We start from the raw sequence: 15,544 nt of genomic DNA on the forward strand, positions 1-15,544 counted from the left end.
CCTAGCAATTATATTAATCAAATAGTTCATTAGGTATTTGTTTTAAAGAGTTTCGATTTGTAAAAAAATGAACAGCGAATCTCTCAATGAGAACATCTTCAATGGGCACTAAGTTATCATTTTTAATCGGTAAAAAGGCTATTCCTTTACCGTCCTGAATAAACTCTTCCATAAGCGAATAAGAATCTAATTGTTGAAGTTGACCTTGAGATAAATTATTTTCTTTTAGAAATTGTATCGTCTTATTTCTAAAAGGGCACTTTTTATCATTACTAACGAAGAAGAGTTCCTTTGAATAGTCAATGATAGGCGTTTCTTTCGCTTTTAATAAGCCAACAGAAATGGAAGTAGTAAATACTTTTTTAAAAGCTGCTTCGGGATCATCCTCGTAAGTAATGACCATATCAACTTTTTGTTGTTGCAGTAATTTATGCAAATGACTACTATTTTCTACATATATTTGATAATTCCTGAAATTTTCTTTAATACGCTTACTTACATAATTGGTCAAAATAGATTGTGACGTCGCGATGATATAAGAAGAACCACTCGTTTTAATTTTATCTTTCGCTTCTGCTACTAAAGTTAATATTTGATTCGTGTAGTCTAATAAAATGTCACCTGAGGGTAACAAGGAAACACCTTTGTTATCTCTATGTAGTAAAGGTGTTTCTAATTCTTGTTCTAATTTTTTGATTCGCTCAGTTACGTTTGGTTGAACATATCCTAACTCTTTAGCAGCTTTACTAATAGAGCCTTCACTAGCTACAGTTTTGAATATAATAAGATCATTTATTTCCATGTATCACAGCTCCTTATACGGTATCATTATAAATGATATCAAGCATAATTTATACCTATTTTACGCTAGTCACTCATCGGTTTATCATTGTGTATATAAGATAGAAAGTGAGTGATATACATGATTGGAATGCAATATAAGGTCATTTTGCCAAAGGATTATGATATGGAAATCATTAAAAAAAGGGTAAAGGATAATGGACATAAAACGGATGGTTTTCAAGAGTTGAATTTCAAAGCGTATTTAATTACAGAGGCAGGAAAGGACGGGAATTTCTATAACTGTTATGCACCTTTATATATTTGGAATGGCCATGAAGGAATGAACAAATTTATATTTAAAGGGTATTACGATAATATTTTACAATCTTTTGGATGGCAACAAATAAATATAGGTGTTCCATTAGTTGTTAATTTAAGTGATGATTTTAAAAAAAGTAAATATGCTGTTGAGTTTACAGGGAGTATTTCCAAAAGTAATTCACTGAAGGGAACGCAATTAAATACTATAAATGAAAATGTACAAAACATAGAAAAATGTTTAGGAAATGTAATCATTTATAGTCCAGATAAATGGAGGTATAGTCAGTTTAATTTTTATGAAGGAAAGCCTGACATGGTAACCAATAAAGGGGTTACAGTATATGAGATTTTGCACATTTCACGATGAAAACTTGTTGAAGTTAAATTAAGAAAAAGGAATGAAAATGTATGCCCTTTGTGAACGTTTATTATCATGAAAATATATTAAATAAAGAAGAGTTGAAAAAGATAGGTGAATGTATTCATCTTTCATTAATTGAACATTTTAACATCCCTGAAAATGATTTTTTTCAAATGTTTTTACCTTATAAACAGAATCACTTTTTATTTAATCCATATTATTTATTAGAAAGAGGAGAAAAGAGAACAGAGAATATGATTTATGTTTCTATTACATGTGGATCGGGAAGAACGATAAAACAGAAAAGGGATCTGTATCAGTCGATATCCTTGAAGGTTTCTGAATGTTCTAGTATAAAAAGTGCAGACATTTTTATTACACTAAATGAGACAGCTGCTGAAAATTGGTCGTTTGGTCAAGGAGTGGCGCAATTGGTAAAATGAAGGGGAGTGAAATGATGAATGAATCCATTGAATATTGTATTCAAAAGAAAATGAGAGAAATGGCCCCTGCATTTGCTCAATATAGTGAAGAGATATTGTTCGAGGAAGTGTGGCGAGATGCCACTTTAACATTAAGAGAAAGAAGTTTATGTACAGTGGCGGCACTAATTAGTCTTAATCAGACAGAACAATTACCATTTCATTTGCGGCTGGCAAAGCAAAATGGAATTATGGAGAATGAAATGATTGCATTAATAACGCATATGGCTTTTTATGTTGGCTGGCCAAAAGCGGTAGCAGCTTTAAATATAGCAATGAATGACATGGAAAGTTAAGAATAACGATAAGAAAGAATTCATTTAAACATGAATTCTTTCTTATCGTTATTTATGCAATACTCTAATGAGATATTTTTCACTTTTTCTCTTGCTTTTTTATCACTTGCGTAGTAAAGTGATAGTAAGATTCACGATAGGAAGTGATCAAACATGCGTGATAATACGATAGGATCATTAATATGGTTACGTTTAATACGATTTACGAACCAAAGTAATCAGATGTCAAATGAATTTTTAAAACGTTTTGATTTAACGACTGCTCAATTTGATGTGCTTTTACAAATACGTACGTATCAACCACTAACGCAAATGGAGTTAGCTGAAAAGGTAACTGTTACACAAGGTGGTATTTCTCGAATGTTAACGCGTCTTGAAAAAGAAGGATATATAGTACGAAAACAAGATTGGAAAACGAAAACAATTAGTCTTACAGAGCAAGGGGAATCGGCCTTGGAGAAAGCATTGCCAGAGCAGCTTGCATTTCAATCTTCGTTTTTTGATGATGTATTAAATGAAGAAGAGCAGAAAATATTATATGAGCTAATGACGAAAGTGCATAAGCACAGTGAAAAAAAAGAATTACCGTAAGAGTAATTTTTTTTACAATATCAATTGACTAATCAAGTGAAAGCTAGTTGAATAAATTTAATACGACTTAATTAAAGGAGAGAGCAACTATGGAAAAATACCGTATGGATACAAGTAAAGGAATGGAGTTTGGATTATATTCGATTGGGGATCATGTTTTAAATCCGCATAACGGAGAGAAAATTAGTGCAGAACAAAGAATTCATGAATTAATTGAAACAGCTAAGTTAGCGGATGAAGCTGGACTTGATGTATTTGCTGTTGGTGAAAGTCATCAAACGCATTTTACAACGCAAGCTCATACAGTTATTTTAGGGGCTATTGCACAAGCAACGAAAAATATAAAAATTGCAAGTTCAGCAACGATAATAAGTACATCTGATCCGGTACGAGTATATGAGGATTTTGCTACAATTGACTTAATTTCTAATGGACGTGCAGAAATCGTGGCTGGTCGTGGATCTCGTATTGGGGGATATAGTTTACTTGGTTATGATGTAAATGATTATGAAGAGTTATTTGAAGAGAAAATGGATCTTTTATTAAAAATTAATAAAGAGAAACATGTAACATGGAACGGACAGTTCAGAGCGCCGCTTGCACATGCATCGGTTATTCCAAGAGCTAAAAATAATAACTTACCAATTTGGCGTGCAGTTGGTGGCCCGCCAGCTAGTGCGATTAAAGCAGGACGCGCAGGTGTACCAATGATGATAACAACACTAGGTGGTCCAGCTATTAACTTTAAAGGATCAGTAGATGCCTACCGTGAGGCTGCGGCGCAAAGTGGATTTAATCCAGCAAGTTTGCCAGTTGCAACAACGAGTTTATTTTATACAGCAAAAAATTCACAAGATGCATTTAATGAATACTATCCTCATATTAATGCTGGTATGCTTACACTGCGTGGTGGTGGGTATCCGAAGCAACAATTTACAAATGCAGTAGATTACCGTGACGCATTAATGGTTGGTAGCCCGCAACAAATTATTGAAAAAATGCTTTACCAATATGAATTGTTTGGGCAACAACGTTTTATGGCACAAATTGATTTTGGTGGTGTACCACTTAATAAAATTGAGAAAAACATCGAATTAATTGCTACTGAAATTTTACCGGCTGTTAGAAAACATACAGCAAAATAATTTTTAAAAAACCGAGAGTCTAATCGATTCTCGGTTTTTTTATGTATGAATTTAGTTTGAAAAAATGACAAAAAAATGAATTTTTAGTCTAGGAAGAGGGAGGGTATTTTCTATTTTTGAATAACAATATTTTGTGTTTGAATTTTAAAAATACATTTTTCTCTTGACAAAAAACTAGCTGATTTACCTGTTGGTTTAGAGGACATTTTTTCGCGAAAAAGTCAAGTGTATGAAGAGAGTAACGATTGTTTTATTGATGTGAAAGTAAGTTTTATATTAAAAAAATACATTTTAGTAATGAGAAAAATCTAATTCAAAAAAATGACAAATGACATATTTCAGACAAAATGATGTCAATAATACGTCAAAAATCAGCTGAATTTACTATGCAGGTATATTATACAATTCGATTAACGGATAAAACACTACTGAAATAGTGAAAAGGTAAATTTTATGAGAAAGTTCTTTTGTGATTATCTTGAAAACTGAAAATTTATATTTTCTAAAAGTACATAAACAAATTTATCTTTCTACATTTCTAAGATTTGAGTTGTTTTATTCATACAACTCAATTGAAATTACGATATAAAAAATTATGAAGGAAGTGATTGTAGTATGGAAACGCTCGAATTGGCACGAATACAATTCGCATCAACAACGATTTTCCATTACTTTTTTGTTCCGCTGTCTATTGGTTTAGCTTTTATCATTGCGTTAATGCAAACGTTATATGTGGTAAAGGGACAAGAAATTTATAAGAAGATGACGAAGTTTTGGACACAAATATTCCTTGTAAACTTTGCGGTAGGTGTAGTAACTGGTATTCTACAAGAATTCCAGTTTGGTATGAATTGGTCAACATATTCACGTTTCGTAGGTGATGTGTTTGGTCCATCACTTGCGATTGAAGGTTTATTAGCATTTTTCATTGAGTCTACATTCCTAGGTTTATGGGTATTCGGTGAGGATAAATTGCCGAAGCGCGTTCACCTTTTATGTATTTGGCTCCTTTCAATTGGAACAATGTTATCAGCATTTTGGATTTTAACTGCAAGTGCATTTATGCAATCGCCAGTAGGGTATGAAATGGCAGCAGATGGTCGTGCACAAATGAATGATTTCTTAGCGATTATTCAAAACCCACAATTATGGGTACAATTCCCGCATACAATTACAGCGGCGATTGCAACTGGTGCATTCTTTATTGCGGGTGTGAGTGCATGGAAAATAACGAAAGCTCAAGAAACTGAAGTGTTTAAAAAATCATTCCGCATTTCTATCATTGTTGGAACACTTACAACTGCGCTAGTATTATTCTTCGGTCATGCGCAAGCACAACAATTAATTAAGACACACCCAATGAAAATGGCAGCAGCGGAAGCGTTATGGAATACGAGTGAGGATCCAGCGCCATTTACAGTATTTGCGAAAATTGATGCAGAGAAGCAAGAAAATTCGTTCGAAATTCAAATTCCTTATATGCTAAGTCTATTATCATTTGATAAATTTAGCGGTCAAGTAGAAGGGATGAATCAAATTCAAAAGCAATATGAAGAAAAATATGGGCCTGGAGATTATATACCGCCAGTACACACTATGTTCTGGAGTTTTAGAGCGATGGTAATGAGTGGAACATTTATGCTTCTTCTAGGAGCGTACGGATGGTTCTTATCAAGAAAAGATCGATTAGCTGAAAAAACTTGGTATTTAAAATTAATGGTGTATGCAATTGCACTACCGTTTATCGGTAATACAGTAGGATGGATTATGACTGAAATGGGACGTCAGCCTTGGGTAGTTTTCGGTGTTATGAAAACGGAAGATGCTGTATCTCCAAATGTTACGTTCGGAGAAGTATTATTCTCTTTAGTTTCGTTTACATCACTATATTTAATTATAGGTGGAATTACTGTTTACTTATTCATTCGTGTCATTAAAGGACATGAGAATAAGAAAACGAAACAGGATTCTCAAAGCCATGATCCATTTGATAAGGAGGAAGAGTATGTTATCTCTTAATGAGTTATGGTTTATCATTATTGCAGTTTTATTTGTGGGCTTCTTTGTACTTGAAGGTTTCGATTTCGGTGTAGGTATAGTTTCAAGGTTTTTAGGAGAAAACGATTTAGAGAAAAGAATTTACTTAAATACAATTGGTCCATTTTGGCACGCGAATGAAGTATGGCTTGTTTGTGCAGGTGGAGCTATGTTCGCGGCATTCCCGCACTGGTATGCAACTTTATTTAGCGGGTTTTACATTCCGTTTGTATTTATGCTTCTTGCTTTAATTATTAGGGGTGTTTCCTTTAAATTCCGTGCGAAAATAGATAATCATAAATGGAAAGGTTTTTGGGATTGGGGTATGTTTTTAGGAAGTCTTCTACCGCCTATTCTTTGGGGTGTTGCCATTGCTAACTTTATGGTAGGTATTCCAATTGATGAGACGAAAAATGCTGTAGGTGGATTCTTACAACTACTTCATCCATTTGCATTACTTGGAGGAGTTATGTTCCTTCTACTATGTATTGTTCACGGATTGCAATTCCTTACTATACGTACAACTGGTAAGTTAAGAGAACGTGCACGTATTGCTGCATTGAAAATTGCACCGCTTGCGATTATAGCACTTCTTATTTTTGCCGGTGTAGGGTTATGGAAAACAGATATATTCACTGGTCATGGTACAGAGTGGGTTATGGTTCCGATTGGAGCTTTTGTAGCATTATGTGTGTCAACATTATTAAATAAAAGAAGAAGAGATGGTTGGGCTTTCGTTATGACGAGTTTAACAATCATTTTACTAAGTGCGAGTGTGTTTGCCGGCATGTTCCCACGTGTCTTAATTAGCTCGTTAGGGTCAATATACGATTTAACAATTTATAATGCAGCATCAGGTGATTATGCACTAAAATTGATGACGTATTTTTCAATTGCTATATTGCCATTTGTTATGGGAAGTCAAATATGGAGTTTCTATGTGTTTAGACAACCTGTTAAGTCAGATAAAGATTTGGAGTACTAATGAAAAGAAAAAGAGGACTTCCGTCGTATCCTGGTAGCCGAGTTTTATATGTAGTGTTAACCATCATTAGCATTTTAGAAGCTATAAGTATTATTGCGCAAACAGTGTTTTTAGCGCGGGCTATTACGTTTTTATTTCAAGGAGAAACAGTGCAATCTGTGTTAAATGAAACTGTTTATTTTGGAATCACGTTTGCAGTACGTCACACGTTAGTGCGAATATCGCAAATATTAGTGGAACGTTTCGCTGAAAAAACAGGATCGCTACTGCGAAAACAATTAATAGAGGCGTATTTCACATTAGGTCCACGATATGTTCAAACTGCTGGAACAGGTCATCTGGTTACCTTATCGATTGAAGGTATTGAGAAATTTAAAACATATATTGAATTAACAATTCCTAAAATGATTAGAAGTAGTATCGTACCGGGACTAATTGTACTATATGTTTTTACGCTAGATATTGAGTCTGGAATCATTTTAGTTGTAACGATTCCTATCGTAATTACATTTATGATCCTACTAGGATTAGCGGCGCAGAAAATGGCGGATAGCCAATATGAAACATACCGTGTACTTTCTAATCATTTTGTAGATACGTTAAAAGGGTTAGAAACATTAAAGTATTTAGGTAAAAGTAAACAGCACGAAGGAAAGATTGAAAAAGTAAGTAAAAGGTATAGAAAAGCAACGATGCGTACTTTGCGAGTTGCTTTTCTTTCTTCTTTTGCATTAGATTTCTTTACAAGTTTATCCATCGCATTTGTGGCGGTCGGATTAGGGATACGTTTAATAGATGGGACAATTGTACTATTGCCAGCCCTTACGATTTTAATTTTAGCTCCAGAATATTTCTTGCCGATTAAACAAGTTGGAGCGAATTATCATGCTACGTTAGATGGACAACTTGCAATGGAGCAAATAGAAGAGATTTTACAGCAACAAAAAGAAATAGAAAAGAAAGAATCAAATGTAGATTTAATATGGAATTCCTCTAGTAGTTTGAAATTACAAGATGTAAAAGTAAAGAGCAATGAATCTGAAAAAGCTATATTAGAGGGAATTGATTTTACTTGGAAAGGCACCGGTGCTATAGGTGTAATTGGTGAAAGTGGAGCAGGAAAATCAACATTAATCGACGTATTAGCAGGATTTTTAACTCCTTCAGGTGGAAAGATGATTGTAAATGGTGTGGAAATTGACGGGACTACTCGTGAAGAGTGGCAAAAGAATATTGCTTATATTCCGCAGCAACCTTATATTTTCCCGCTTTCATTAAAAGATAACATTTGTTTTTATGAAACAAATACAACTGATGAAGAAGTGGAAAGAGTTATTAATGAAGTTGGTCTTCATTCACTCGTAACATCGCTTCCGAACGGGATGTGCGAAAGAATTGGAGAAGGTGGACGTATGCTTAGTGGCGGGCAAGAGCAACGTGTTGCTATGGCGCGTGCACTTTTAAGCAAAAAGCCAATTATTTTATTAGACGAGCCTACAGCACATCTTGATATTGAAACTGAATTTGAAATAAAACAAGCGATGTTACGTCTGTTTGAAGGGAAGTTAGTATTTCTTGCAACACATCGTCTTCATTGGATGAAACAGATGGATCATATTCTTATTTTAAATAAAGGGGAAATGATAGAAAGTGGAACATATGAAGAGCTTTTAAAGAATGAGGCATTACGTTTTCACAGGAAAGAGAGGGGATAGAGATGAGTAACTGGATTAAACCTTATATACAGCAAAATAAAGGTAGAATGACTTTAACTATATTCCTTGGTCTTCTTGGAGTTAGTTCAGGTGCGATGTTACTTTTCATTTCAGGTTATTTAATCTCTAAATCTGCTCTTAGACCAGAAAATGTAATGGCTGTATATGTTCCTATCGTTGCAACACGTGCGTTTAGTATAGGACAAGCGGTATTTCATTATTTAGAGCGTTTAGTTGGACATGATGTCGTACTACGCATATTAGAAAAAATGAGAACGAAACTATATAGAATAGTAGAACCGCAGGCGTTATTTTTCCGTTCGCGATTTCAAACGGGCGATATGTTGGGTGTATTATCCGAAGATATAGAGCATTTGCAAAACCTATATTTACGTACAATATTTCCTAGTATATTAGCATTAGTTGTATATAGCATATTCGTACTTGTTATCGGAGCATTTGACGTAGTGTTTGCGCTTATTGCAGGGTGTATGCTAGCGATTATCGTCTTTCTGCTTCCATTTGTATCATTACTTTTAATGAAGCAACATCATGTTACTTTAAAACAAGGAAGAAGCCGTTTGTATCAACAATTAACAGACGCTGTTTTTGGATTATCTGACTGGCAAGCAAGTGGCAGAAAAGATGAATTCATTGATAAGTATGTAGAGCAAAATAATCAGTTGTTAAAAACGGAAAAAAGAATGAAACGCTGGAATCATATTAGGGACAGTATCATTCAAGTAGTAGTGGGGATTGTAGTTATTTCAATGATCATATGGACTGGAAATGAGGCGGCAAGTGAACAGATTGCACCTACCGTTATTGCGGCTTTCGTCTTAATGACGTTATCAGTTACAAACGCGCTTATTCCTCTCTCAGATGCTATCGATCGAATTCCATCATATGTAGAATCTGCTCATCGTCTAAATCAAATAGAAGATAATGCTGTTTTACAGGAAGAAGAGGAATTACGCGGGGATAAAGGTTATGTTGCATCAAAACATATAGACATTGAATTAAATCATGTATCGTATAGTTACCCAGATAGTAATGAATTTGTATTGAAAGAAGTATCACTGCAAATAAAGGCAGGAAAGAAAATCGCCATTTTAGGAAGAAGTGGAACAGGAAAATCTACTTTGTTAAAATTATTAACAGGTGCGCTAAGCCCGTTACATGGTGAAGTTTTATTGAATAGTGAACATGCTCATACGAATCTTTTATCGAAGTATATTTCTGTATTGAATCAGAAGCCGCATTTATTCGATACGACAATTGGAAATAATGTGCGAATCGGTAAACCAGAGGCTACGGATGAAGAGATATGGACAGCTTTAGAGAAAGCGCAATTAGCTTCGCATATAGCTTCTCTTCCGGACGGATTGCAAACAAAAATGCATGAAATGGGAAAAAGGTTTTCTGGCGGGGAAAGACAACGGGTTGCTTTTGCTAGAACGCTCATGCAAGAGGCTCCAATTATTGTCCTTGATGAACCTACGATCGGTTTAGATCCAAAGACAGAATTATCTTTAATAGAAACAATGTTTTCTGCAACGGAAGAAAAGACAGTAATTTGGATTACGCACCATCTTGTAGGAATTGAACATGTAGATGAAGTTATATTCCTTGATCGTGGTCAAATTGTGATGCAAGGTAGTCATGAACAACTTCTGAAAGAAAACGAGAAGTATCGTATGCTTTATGAGTTAGATAAAGGAATATAGTTTGAATAAGTAATAATTGTAAAATAGCTACGCCTAATGGTGCAGCTATTTTTTTGTTAAGAAATATATTTTCTTTTTAAGGTATAGATTTATCTCGCTATTTGCAGGGAGTAAGACTCCAATCTTAAAATCCGGCTGATGTGAGGAAGTTAGGCGGAAGAGTAACTGTACGTAAAAATCCGATTGGTGAGGGGGATAATTAGAAGGGGGAGAAGCGCCCTCTAATTAAGGTTTCGTTTTATTTGCCTTAAGATAGAAATCAAATGAATCAAAAGCAGCTAATCAAATACTTATATCATTGAATATGTATATTTACGATTGAAAAGTAGGATATTTTGTTATGAGCTTGCATAAAAGTATAAAGGTTTCATACGGTTTAAGTAATGTGATAGTATGTCGCGTATATAAATAATATGCAAAAAGGTGGAGGGAAAAGATGGGGAATCGTTTTGAAAAAAGTGAAGAGGCGATAGAGCGAATTCCGTTAGTAAGTGTATTAATTCCTACTTATAATCGTCCTGGCTACTTTGAAAAAGCATTATGTAGTGTATTACAACAGACATATTCTAATATAGAAATTATCGTTGGAGATGATAGCACGAATGACGAAACAGAAAATGTGTTACAAAAATACTTATGTGATCATTCAAATATTATTTATATAAAAAACAGGTCAACTCTCGGACAATTTGAAAATGCGCTAATGTTATTTAATGAAGCAAACGGTGAGTATATAAATTTTTTAATGGATGATGATATATTTCATGTGAATAAAATTGAAAAAATGATGAAGTATTTTTTCAATGATCGAGATAATGAAATCAAACTTGTAACATCTCATCGTCAAGTAATTAATGATAAAGGGAAAGAACTACGACATATTTATTCAACTGTCCGTTTATTTGAAGAGGATACGATTATAGAGGGAACAGAATTAGGAAATAGAGTAATTGTGGATCAAAAAAATTATATTGGAGAACCGACAACAGTTTTATTTCGTAAAAATGATTTACAAGAACCGTATGGGATTTTTGATAAGAGAAGATATTTATGTAATGTAGATATAGCTTCATGGTTATCTTTATTAAGTAAAGGAAAAGCAGTATATATTGCAGAGACACTTAGTTACTTCCGATTACATTCAGGTCAACAGTTGAATGAATCTAATAAACTTATGGATGGAGTAGAGGATTTTTCACATAGTATTATAGTTGGAGAAAAGTATGGTTTTTTATCTACTGAAAAAGAGTTATATAAAGCAATAACTAATTTCCTAGACTATGCAAAAAAAATAGTTCCATCATCAATATTATATACGTTAGACTACTACCGACATATTAAGCGAAAGGAGATAAATATAGAAAAGAAAAAACAGTATCGGAATAACTACTCTCATTTACCGAAAGTCAGTATACTTATTCCTGCCTATAATAAACCTCATTACTTGGAATTAGCTCTCAAAAGTGCTTTGAATCAAACATATGAAAATATTGAAATAATAATTTCTGACGATAGTACAAACGGTGAAGTTAAAGCGATGATCCAACCATATTTAAGTCAATATGAATGTATTACATATGTTAAAAATAAACCTGGATTAGAAGCAGAGAACTTTAATAAGTGTATAGAACTTGCGAATGGAGATTATATAAACTTTTTATTAGATGATGACTTATTTCATCCTGAAAAGATTAAAAGAATGATGAACTATTTTTTTAGTCTAGAAAACATTTCGTTTGTGACGTCATATCGTGAATTAATTGATGAGAATGGAAAAGTATTACCAGCATCAACATTGAACATGAAAATCGCCAAAGAAACTACACTTTTTGAAGGGAAAGAATTAGGGGATTATATGTTAAAAAACTTAAAAAATGTAGTTGGTGAGCCTACAACAGTTCTGTTTAACCGAAAATTTTCGGGAGGGGGTTTTGGGTGTTTTAAGGGGAAGGGTTACTTTGCTATTCATGACATTGCAACATGGCTAGATATGATGAGGAAAGGGAAAGTAGTTTATATAGAGGAACCCCTTAGTTATTTTAGACAACATAGTGGGGAAAATCAAAAACAAATGCAATGTACAGTAAAGACAATTGAAGAATGGAATGAATTAATACTAGATGCATATAATAGTGGGTTTTTAAATTGTGAGCAAGATTATAAAGAATGTTTAACTCATTGTTTGGAAAATGCGGTGTTAATAATTAAGGATGCGGTAAAAAATAGTCAATTAAATCAAATTGATAATGAAAAGATAGAGAAGGAACTAAATAAGTTAGTTCATCTTTTATTTCAGAAAGAAGTCTGCTATTGTCAATTTTGCAATCAACAATTTGAAAAATTTTCTCCTTGGCCAGAACATTACGATTTTCCAAAATATAAATTCGAGATGTGGAATAAAGATACGGGAATTTGTCCGGTATGTGATTCGATGGACCGTGAAAGGTTATATCGTGTATATATTGAAATGGAAACGGATTTATTAAGTGGAAATGATACTATGCTTCATATTGCACCAGAAGCAAAGTTAAGAAGTTGGTTTGCTCAGCATAAAAATATTACATATGTATGTGGAGATATTGAACCAAAGGATCCATTAATGCAGGAAATTGATGTTACTAGAATTCCATATGAAAATGATACATTTGATGTGGTTTTATGTGGTCATGTATTACAGTACGTTCAAGATGATGAAAAAGCGATGAGAGAGTTATATAGAGTATTAAAAACAAATGGATGGGGAATTATTCAAGCTCCAATCGTAATGAATGTAGATATTATTATAGAGAATGAATTAATTTTAACGCCAAAATTGAGAAAAATAGCTTTTGGTCATGAAGAACACGTAAGAATTTATAATCAATCAGGATTTATACAACGATTAATGAATGTAGGATTTAAGGTTGAATTGTATAACATAGCTGAAAAACAAGGAATGAGAAGTGCGAGGGAATTTGGTTTATCTGAAACTGATGTACTCTATATTGTTCGGAAATGAAGGATTGAGGAGAATTGAAATAATTTGCATAATAGATATTATGGACAGTTAAATCAAAGTTTTGAAGAAGCATTAAACCTTAAAAAAAGAATTAATGCTTCTTATTTTAATTATGGAGCGATATGCAACTTATTTTTTGGTTTTAAATTTAGCTGACAAAGGCAATACTGAGCCATAGTGAATGTAAAGTTGGAGGGCGAGTGTATATGTTTGAAGAGGATGGAATTGTTTTAATTATGGAGCCTGCTGATGAAAGAAACTTGAGGAGATTTATTTTTTCAGTGCCAAAGTCAGTGTATGAAAAGAAGGGGCTTACATTACACTATGGAGCAGCTATAGGACAAGGATATATGGATATAATTGAAGATATTATTAGTGTACATATAGAAATAGATGTTGTAACCATAATAGGGCATGTGAGCGGTTAAATAGCTATTTGAAAAAGGTTGTAGGTGATTTAGCTAGAAGTTATGATAAAGAAGATTGCAGACAAGGATAATGACGAAGGGAGTCTAAAATGAAAATCAAATCAATTTTATTAGTATGTATAGTTTCAATTGGTTTAATGGGATGTTCACTAGTAGAGCAAGGAAAGAACTCCATAGATTATGCTCAAAAAGCGACAGACTATGTAAATGAAATAAGTGCATTTGCAAGTGATGCGCCAGCATTAGCTGAAAAGGCCGTTAATGATAGCGAAGCTCGAAAAGAATTAGAAACGAAGCTTAATGAAATTAAACAAGATATACCCGCATTCAATGAATTAACGCCACCGGATGTAGCGAAGGATCTTCATCAGCAAATCGTCGGATATAACGAAAAGTTAAATACATTAATTGATACGGCGATGACAAAGATAGAAGAAGGCAAAGTGGATGTAGAGCAATTTAAAAACTCTGAGCTTATGCAGACGATAGATCAAGTTCGTGAATTGAAAGACAAGGTTCAAAATTTAGGACAATAATAAAAAAGGATCCGTGATGAACGGATCCTTTTTTATGTTTTCTAATGGAAAAGTTTATAATATTTTCTTCCTATAATATAGGCGTCCTTTATATCTTCCATTTTTCTAAAATATGTATAGTTTTATTGGTTGCATCCATGTTCACTTGAAGACCTATCGGCATAGTGATCATCGGATGGGTATGACAACAATCAAAGTCAGCAAGTAAAGGAATGCTTTGGTTTTGCAGTACTTCTAATAATATTTCGTACGGTTTGCGATTTGTACCACAATCATCAAATTGCTCATGTTTTCCAAGAAGTATACCTGAAACTTTATCAAATACACCGTTAATTTTAAGGAATGAAAAGCTTCTTTCAATAGTAGCTGCATTTTTTGAGCTATCCTCAATAAATAAAATATCGCCTTCTTGAATGCTTGGCATATAAGGGCTACCCCAAATGCCTTCTATTGTATTTAAGTTCCCACCAATAATACGTCCAGTAGCTTGTCCATTTGTTACAGAAATCCAACTATTATGTCTACGTTCTTTTTCTTCCGTCTTCATTTCCCAATTAATAAATTCATCTGACCAAAATAAAGGCTGCTTTATGTTGTAAGGAAGTACTTGATCATGTAGTAATGTTTCTGCAAAATAGTTGTATGTATAATCTATAAAAGGCTCAAATTCTCCAAAGGAGGGGACAAGTGCCGGACCATAAAATGTAGGGATTCCTGTTTTGGCATAAATCCCTAGCAATAAAGCTGTTGCATCTGAATAGCCAATCATTATTTTAGGGTTATTTTGAAAAGCATCATAATCAATATAAGGTAATAAGGAATTAGAATTCATGCCGCCAATTGTTGACATAATACAAGATACATTAGGATTTCTTATTAAAGCATTGAGTTCCTCGGCACGCTCTTGTATACTGCCAGAACGATAATAATCATATCGACCTGTTAGTGAACCTTCTAATATGTGAAATCCTTTCTGTTGTAAGTAGGATTTCGCTCGTTCAAATCTTTTTGGAGAAGTATAGGTTGCTGGTGAAGAGGGCGAATAAATGCCAATTGTGTCACCGTATTTTAATGTTTTTGGAAGTAGCATCGTAAGAATCCTTTCTATTAAATAGTTAAATTACGATAATTTAACATTG

Annotated in this window: 14 protein-coding genes; 12 read left to right on the forward strand and 2 right to left on the reverse strand. The window is 33.6% G+C overall.

The genetic code is table 11. The annotated features are described in order from the left end of the window. Nucleotides 1-13: 13 nt before the first annotated feature. Nucleotides 14-802, reverse strand: a complete 789-nt coding sequence (locus tag MHB74_RS09625) for a LysR family transcriptional regulator (RefSeq protein WP_061676849.1) — start codon at nt 800-802, stop codon at nt 14-16. 120 nt (nt 803-922) lie between these two features. Between MHB74_RS09625 and MHB74_RS09630 the strand changes: the two genes are divergently transcribed. The 12 genes from MHB74_RS09630 (at nt 923) to MHB74_RS09685 (ending at nt 14,405) form a co-directional block, all read left to right on the forward strand. Next, nucleotides 923-1,471 carry a DUF4865 family protein gene (locus tag MHB74_RS09630; protein WP_061676850.1) on the forward strand — a complete coding sequence of 183 codons (549 nt, stop codon included), beginning with the start codon at nt 923-925 and terminating at the stop codon, nt 1,469-1,471. A 41-nt stretch (nt 1,472-1,512) separates the two neighbouring features. After that, complete coding sequence (locus MHB74_RS09635) at nt 1,513-1,908, forward strand: tautomerase family protein (protein ID WP_061676851.1); 396 nt, start codon at nt 1,513-1,515, stop codon at nt 1,906-1,908. A gap of 11 nt (nt 1,909-1,919) precedes the next feature. Continuing rightward, nucleotides 1,920-2,243, forward strand: a complete 324-nt coding sequence (locus tag MHB74_RS09640) for a carboxymuconolactone decarboxylase family protein (RefSeq protein ID WP_061676886.1) — start codon at nt 1,920-1,922, stop codon at nt 2,241-2,243. Between the two features lie 153 nt (nt 2,244-2,396). Continuing rightward, nucleotides 2,397-2,834, forward strand: coding sequence for a MarR family winged helix-turn-helix transcriptional regulator (locus MHB74_RS09645; RefSeq protein WP_061676852.1), 438 nt, complete (start codon nt 2,397-2,399; stop codon nt 2,832-2,834). 89 nt (nt 2,835-2,923) lie between these two features. Continuing rightward, on the forward strand, nt 2,924-3,979 hold the full coding sequence (locus tag MHB74_RS09650) for an LLM class flavin-dependent oxidoreductase (RefSeq protein WP_061676853.1): 1,056 nt from the start codon (nt 2,924-2,926) through the stop codon (nt 3,977-3,979). A gap of 615 nt (nt 3,980-4,594) precedes the next feature. Beyond that, complete coding sequence (gene cydA, locus MHB74_RS09655; RefSeq protein ID WP_061676854.1) at nt 4,595-5,998, forward strand: cytochrome ubiquinol oxidase subunit I; 1,404 nt, start codon at nt 4,595-4,597, stop codon at nt 5,996-5,998. Then, nucleotides 5,985-7,001, forward strand: a complete 1,017-nt coding sequence (gene cydB, locus MHB74_RS09660; RefSeq protein WP_061676855.1) for a cytochrome d ubiquinol oxidase subunit II — start codon at nt 5,985-5,987, stop codon at nt 6,999-7,001. Before cydA ends, cydB begins: the two co-directional genes overlap by 14 nt. Continuing rightward, a complete protein-coding gene (gene cydD, locus MHB74_RS09665; protein WP_061676856.1) occupies nt 7,001-8,716 on the forward strand; it encodes a thiol reductant ABC exporter subunit CydD in 1,716 nt (571 codons plus the stop codon). Before cydB ends, cydD begins: the two co-directional genes overlap by 1 nt. A gap of 2 nt (nt 8,717-8,718) precedes the next feature. Beyond that, complete coding sequence (cydC, locus tag MHB74_RS09670; RefSeq protein ID WP_061676857.1) at nt 8,719-10,443, forward strand: thiol reductant ABC exporter subunit CydC; 1,725 nt, start codon at nt 8,719-8,721, stop codon at nt 10,441-10,443. Between the two features lie 436 nt (nt 10,444-10,879). Continuing rightward, the gene (locus tag MHB74_RS09675; RefSeq protein ID WP_061676858.1) at nt 10,880-13,441 is read left to right on the forward strand and encodes a glycosyltransferase; all 2,562 of its coding nucleotides are present in this window, start codon (nt 10,880-10,882) and stop codon (nt 13,439-13,441) included. A 206-nt stretch (nt 13,442-13,647) separates the two neighbouring features. Further along, nucleotides 13,648-13,869, forward strand: a complete 222-nt coding sequence (locus MHB74_RS09680; RefSeq protein ID WP_000461288.1) for a hypothetical protein — start codon at nt 13,648-13,650, stop codon at nt 13,867-13,869. An 89-nt stretch (nt 13,870-13,958) separates the two neighbouring features. Then, the gene (locus MHB74_RS09685; protein WP_061676859.1) at nt 13,959-14,405 is read left to right on the forward strand and encodes a DUF6376 family protein; all 447 of its coding nucleotides are present in this window, start codon (nt 13,959-13,961) and stop codon (nt 14,403-14,405) included. Nucleotides 14,406-14,493: 88 nt separating this feature from the next. Here MHB74_RS09685 and MHB74_RS09690 read toward each other — a convergent pair whose 3' ends face one another. Continuing rightward, nucleotides 14,494-15,495, reverse strand: coding sequence for a S66 family peptidase (locus MHB74_RS09690; protein ID WP_061676860.1), 1,002 nt, complete (start codon nt 15,493-15,495; stop codon nt 14,494-14,496). Between the last annotated feature and the right edge of the window lie 49 nt (nt 15,496-15,544).

Origin of the sequence: Bacillus sp. FSL K6-0069 (genome assembly GCF_038007785.1) — a bacterium.
Taxonomy (GTDB): Bacteria; Bacillota; Bacilli; order Bacillales; family Bacillaceae_G; genus Bacillus_A; species Bacillus_A mobilis.